Below are 5928 nucleotides of genomic sequence, written 5' to 3'. Positions count from 1 at the left end.
CCGTGGCTCTGCGACTGGCCGTCGAACACCTGTTCGAATTCGTTCAGGTCGACCTTGAGCGTCGGCGCGCGCACGCCGTCCGATCCTTCGAGCACCGTGCCGCGCGACGACAGCGCGCCGCGCAGCCGCTGCGTGAGCAGTTGCGCGGGCGGCGCGGTCCAGCGGCTGTCACGATAGACGGCCACGTGCTGCGCATCCACGTACGCGAGGCGGTAGGCGAATTTGTCGGAGTCGAGCGCGTCGGGCGCGGCGACGTCGAGCACCTTCAGCGCGGGGCCCGGGCCTGCGGTCACGACCGACGTGGCCGGCCCGAGGTCATAGCGGACATTCGACAGCACCGCGCTGTTGCCGGCGCAGCCGGCCGCGAGCGAGAGCGTCAGCAGGGCAAGCGCGGCCGCGGCGGGACGCAGCGCGCGGTCAAGGATTCGTGGCATGGCGTGTTCCTGCATGATGTTTCCGGTTTCGATGGGTATCACTGCCCGGCCGTCGCACCCGGCCAGACGAAGCCCGGCTCGCCGGGGCCCGGCGCCGCGCCGGGCGAACCGAACAACAGACTGCGCGGATTGCGGCCAAGTTCACCGGCCACGTCCTTCAATTGCCGCGAGGCGTCGCCGACGCTGCCGGCGAGCGCGTTGAAGCGCGGCAGCGTGTCGTACTGCACACGCGCGTTGAGCCCGTTCAGCGCGACGCCGATCTGCTCGGCGGCCGTACCGGCCTTGTTCAGGTTCGACACGAGCGGCCCGTTCGGCTGCAGCAGCGTGTTCGCCGACGCCATCGCGCGGTTCACCTCGTGCATCGTTTCCGGCAGCGCGGTCACTGCCGGGCCGAGCTGCCTGGTCAGCGTAGTCGCGCCGTCGGCCGCGTGCTGCAGGCTTTCGGCAGTCGCGCGCAACTGCTCGCGCATCTCGGGCGACATCAGCGCATTCGCACTCTTCGCGGCCAGCTCGAGCTGCCGCAGCAGCACGTCGCCGCGCTCCTGGATCTGGTCGAACAGGCTCGGCCGCATCGGGATCTGCGCGATCGCCTTCGTCGACGACGGCAGCGGCGCCAGGTCGCGGCCCGTGTCCTCGAGCTGCACGAACGCGATGCCCGTCACGCCCTGGAAGCCGAGGCTGCCGTAGGTCGACTGCGTGATCGGCGCATCGTGGTCGACGAGGATCCGGATCCGGATCTGGCCCGGATGCGTGCGATCGAAGCCGATCGACTGCACCTTGCCGACGTCGAGGCCGCGAAAGCGCACGGCCGCGTCCGGGAACAGCCCCGTCACGTTGGTGCGCGCGAGCAGATCGTACGGCACGCGCACGGTGCGATCGACGTTGAACCAGAACACGGTGCCCGCGATCGCGAGCGTCAGCGCGATCGTGAACAGGCCGGCCCAGAACGCATGTGATTTGTTTTCCATTCGCGGATTCCTTCGTGCCTACAGCTCGACGCTCGACAGCGCCGGTTCGAGGGCCGCCTTCGGCAGCTTCGCGCGCCGCTCGGGCGGCAGCGCCTGCAATGCGCGGCGCCCGCGCAGCCCCAGGAAATATTCGTGGATGAACGGATGGTCGACGTTCGCGGCCTCTTCGACCGGCGCGGCCACCAGCACCTTGCGGTCGGCCAGCACCGCGACGCGCGTGGACAGCGCGACCATCGTGTCGAGATCGTGCGTCACCATCACGACGGTCAGCCCGAGCGTGCGGTGCAGCGTCGCGATCAGCTCGACGAATTCGTCCGACGCCTGCGGATCGAGGCCGGCCGTCGGCTCGTCGAGGAACAGCAGCTCAGGCTCGAGCGCGATCGCGCGCGCGATGCCGACCCGCTTGACCATCCCGCCCGACAGCGCGGCCGGCATCTTCGACGCGTGCTTGCACGGCAGCCCGACCATCTCGAGCTTCAGCATCACGATGTCGTGCAGCAGATCCGGCGGCACGCGGCCGAGCTCGCGCAGCGGCTGCGCGACGTTGTCGAACACCGTCATCGACGAGAACAGCGCGCCCTGCTGGAACAGCATCCCGGAGCGCGTGCGCATCATCCGCGCGCTCGCGTCGTCGATCGTTGCCGTGTCCTCGCCGAACACCTTGATCGTGCCCGACGTCGGCCGCTCGAGGCCGAGGATCTGCCGCACGAGCGTGGTCTTGCCGGAGCCCGAGCCACCGACGATCGACACGATCTCGCCGCGCCGCACGTCGAAGTCGAGCTTCTGGTGAATGATGTTGCGCCCGTAGCGCTTGGTCAGGTTGCGCACCTCGATCACGAGGTCGTCGGCATCGGCCGCCGCCCCGGTACCAACCGACCCGGCGCCGATGGCCGTGGCATGCGCGGTCGTTTCGTTCGATGCGTTCATCCGAGCCCCACGTTCTGGAACAGGATCGCGAACACCGCGTCGGCGAGGATCACGACCGTGATCGACGACACGACCGACGTGGTCGTGCCTTCGCCGAGGCTCTGCGAGTTCGCCTTGATCCGGAAACCGAAATGGCAGGCGACCAGCGCGATCAGCATGCCGAACACGACGCCCTTGCCGACGCCGATGTACAGGTTCGCGATCGGCACGACGCCCGGCAGCGAGCGCACGAAATAATTGACGTCGATGCCGAGCACGAGCTTCGCGGCGAGCGCGCCGCCCGTCAGCGCGACGATGTTGGTCCACATCACGAGCAGCGGCATCGCGACGCCGAGCGCGAGTACGCGCGGCAGGATCAGCCGCAGCCCGTGCGGGATGCCCATCACGCGCATCGCGTCGAGCTCCTCGGTCACGCGCATCACGCCGATCTGCGCGGTGATCGCCGAGCCCGAGCGGCCCGCGACGAGAATCGCCGACAGCACCGGGCCGAGCTCGCGGATCACCGACAGCCCGAGGATGTTCACGATGTAGCGGTTCGCGCCGAACATCTGCAGTTGCTGCGCGGACAGGTAGCTGAGCACGATGCCGATCAGGAACGCGACGAGCGCGGTGATCGGCAGCGCCTGCGCGCCGGCGCTATAGATGTTCGCCGAGGTTTCCTTCCACGGCATCGTCTTCGGGCGGCGCAGCACCGACAGCGCATCGAGGATCACGAGGCCGAACATCGCGATGCCGCCCTGCAGGTGTTCGCCGAACCCGAAGATCGCCTGGCCAAGCCGCGTGACGGGATCGTAGCGCACCACGCGCTCGGGCGCCTCGCGCTCGCTGTCGAGCCGCTCGATGCGCTCGAAGATCGTGCGCTGCGTGGCGCTCAGCGCGACGCCGGCCGGCAGCTTGCGGCCCCACACGCGCCACAGCGCCTGGCCGCCGACGTGATCGAGCCGCTCGATGCCCGACAGATCCCATTCGCTCACGCGCCCGGACGCGATGCTCGCGACCCGACGCGCCACCGCGCCGCGATTGCGTGCAAGCGCGAGCGCGGTCCACTGGCCGTACAGGCGCACCGTCTGGCCCTGGCCGCCGGCGTCGACCGACAGGCCGGGAGGAGTCTCGAAGTCCAAGGGCAGGTTGTTTGCAAAAAGGTGACAGCGGCCATTGTAGCGAACCGCCCGGCGGCGCGACGTGAGGATTTCCGTGGGGGCGCCGGGCCGGGGCGCCTGGCCGAGTCGCCCGCCCCGCGGTGCGCGTGAGCGTCGTCGCCCCCTGCCCGTTGCCGTCTTCACGACCTTTCATTCTTCCGTCACGTTTCCTTTCGATACTCTCACGCGCCGCACATCAGGCCGTCGGCGCCCCGCGCCGCCAATCGTTGCGACTCTCGCATTTCAAAAACAGAACACCGAACAGGACAACCGATGCGTCTCCCCCTGCTTTCCCGCCGTCGCGTGCCGGCCATCGCCGCGCTCGCCAGCCTCGCCTTCATCCTCGCCGCCTGTGGCGGCGACGACGTCACCTCGCCGCCGGTGACGCCGCCGGCAGCCCAGGCGCCTGTCGGCACGACGGCCACGCTCGCCCTGCTCGAGACGACCGACCTGCACACCAACGTGCTGTCGTATGACTATTTCAAGCTCGCCGCCGACAATTCGCTCGGCTTCGAGCGCGTGTCGACGCTGATCGCGCAAGCGCGCAAGCAGTATCCGAACACGCTGCTGCTCGACAACGGCGACACGATCCAGGGCACCGCGCTGTCGGACTACCAGGCGCTCGTGAAGCCGGTCGGTTGCGACCAGACGCTCGCGATCTACAAGGTGATGAACGCCGCGAAATTCGACGGCGGCGGGATCGGCAACCACGAATTCAACTACGGGCTGCCGTACCTGTCGCAGGTGACCGGCAACACGTTCGAGGTCGACGGCCTGCCGGCGCCGGCCCAGCAGAAGAAGTGCGCGGGCCCGAACTTCCCGCAGGTGCTCGCGAACGTGATCAGCGCGAAGACCAACGCGCCGCTGTTCACGCCGTACACGATCCTGACCCGCACCGTGACCGCGACGACGCCGGACGGCAAGACGGTCAGCGCGCCCGTGAAGATCGGCATCATCGGCTTCACGCCGCCCGCGATCATGAACTGGGACAAGCGCTGGCTCGACGGCAAGGTCTACACGACCGGCCTGAAGGAAGCCGCCGAGAAGTACGTTCCGGAAATGCGCGCGAAGGGCGCCGATCTCGTCGTCGCGATCTCGCACGGCGGCCTCGACAATTCCGCGTATTCGCCGACGATGGAGAACGGCAGCTGGTGGCTGTCGAAGGTGACCGGCATCGATGCGATGCTGATCGGCCACTCGCACCAGGTGTTCCCGGACGCGAACAGCACCGTGTCGCAGTTCAACCTGCCGGGCGTCGACAAGGTCAAGGGCACCGTCAACGGCGTGCCGACCGTGATGGCCAACTACTGGGGCAAGCACCTCGGCGTGATCAAGCTCGGCCTGAAGTTCGACGGCAAGACGTGGAGCGTCGACAAGTCGCAGACGACCGTCGAGGCGCGGCCGATCCAGAACGCCGACAAGAGCTACGTCGCGGCCGATCCGTCCGTGTCCGCCGCGATCGCCGCCGAGCACCAGGCGACGATCGACTACGTGAAGACGCCGATCGGCTCGACCGACTACCGGATGAACTCGTACTTCGCCGATGTCGGCGATCCGGGTGCGATCCAGATCGTCAACGAGGCGCAGGCCGACTACGTGAAGACCTACGTGCAGGCGAACCTGCCGCAATACGCGTCGCTGCCGGTGCTGTCGGTCAGCGCGCCGTTCAAGAGCGGCTTCGGCGGCGGCACCGACTACACCGACGTCGCACCGGGCGCGCTCGCGATCAACAACGCGGCCGACCTGTACCTGTACCCGAACACCGTGTACGCGGTGAAGGTGAGCGGCGCGGACGTGAAGAACTGGCTCGAAACCGCTGCCAAGCGCTTCAACCGGATCGACCCGACCAAGGCGACCGTGCAGCCGCTCGTCAGCACGTTCCCCGGCTACAACTTCGACATGTTCACGTCGGCCGATCTCGCATATGAAATCGACGTCACGCAAGCAGTCGGCAGCCGGATCAAGAACCTGACGTACAAGGGTGCGCCGATCGACCCGAACGCGCAGTTCATCGTCGCGACCAACAACTACCGCGCGAGCGGCGGCGGCAACTTCCCGGGCCTCGACGGCAGCAAGACGATCTTCGCGTCGCCCGATGCGAACCGCGACGTGCTGATCGCGTTCGTGAAGCAGCGCGGCAAGATCACGCGCACGGCCGACGGCGCGCAGCGCAGCTGGCGCTTCACGAAGCTCGCGAGTTCGGTTGCGCACGTGCAGTTCGCGTCCGCGCCGAACCGCCTCGGTGACGCGGCGGCGGCCGGCCTGACCGGCATCACGCAGGTCGTGGCCGACGACGGTTCGGGCAAGAACCTCGCCACCTACGAAATCGACCTCACCCAATGAGGCCCGCGATGCAACCGATCCGGACGATGCGGCCGGCCGAAACCGGCCTTGCCGCCGCCGCGCGGCGCCTGCTGCGCGCGAAACTCCCGCCGGCCGCACTGCTCGCGGCGGCGGCCG

Annotated in this window: 5 protein-coding genes and 1 pseudogene; 2 read left to right on the top strand and 4 right to left on the bottom strand. The window is 68.4% G+C overall.

The window, feature by feature from the left end; all coding sequences use genetic code 11:
* From G3N93_RS32415 to G3N93_RS32400, 4 genes are all read right to left on the bottom strand, one after another.
* Window positions 1-434 (bottom strand): ABC-type transport auxiliary lipoprotein family protein (locus G3N93_RS32415; protein ID WP_206134792.1); only part of this gene is annotated, 434 nt, incomplete at its 3' end.
* A gap of 38 nt (window positions 435-472) precedes the next feature.
* Window positions 473-1402, bottom strand: coding sequence for an MlaD family protein (locus tag G3N93_RS32410; RefSeq protein ID WP_206134791.1), 930 nt, complete (start codon window positions 1400-1402; stop codon window positions 473-475).
* Between the two features lie 18 nt (window positions 1403-1420).
* Window positions 1421-2329, bottom strand: a complete 909-nt coding sequence (locus tag G3N93_RS32405) for an ABC transporter ATP-binding protein (protein ID WP_174937737.1) — start codon at window positions 2327-2329, stop codon at window positions 1421-1423.
* Window positions 2326-3450, bottom strand: a complete 1125-nt coding sequence (locus G3N93_RS32400; protein ID WP_174937735.1) for an ABC transporter permease — start codon at window positions 3448-3450, stop codon at window positions 2326-2328. Before G3N93_RS32400 ends, G3N93_RS32405 begins: the two co-directional genes overlap by 4 nt.
* Before the next feature lie 291 nt (window positions 3451-3741).
* On the opposite strand from G3N93_RS32400, the gene G3N93_RS32395 reads away from it, so the two are divergent.
* On the top strand, window positions 3742-5811 hold the full coding sequence (locus G3N93_RS32395; protein ID WP_174937733.1) for a bifunctional 2',3'-cyclic-nucleotide 2'-phosphodiesterase/3'-nucleotidase: 2070 nt from the start codon (window positions 3742-3744) through the stop codon (window positions 5809-5811).
* 8 nt (window positions 5812-5819) lie between these two features.
* Window positions 5820-5928: pseudogene (locus G3N93_RS41815) on the top strand (sel1 repeat family protein); the annotation flags it as partial.

This window comes from Burkholderia sp. Se-20378 (genome assembly GCF_017104665.1).
Taxonomy (GTDB): domain Bacteria; phylum Pseudomonadota; class Gammaproteobacteria; order Burkholderiales; family Burkholderiaceae; genus Burkholderia; species Burkholderia lata.
The sequence above is the reverse complement of the archived record's forward strand: the minus strand, read 5'-3'. Positions and strand labels throughout refer to the sequence as shown.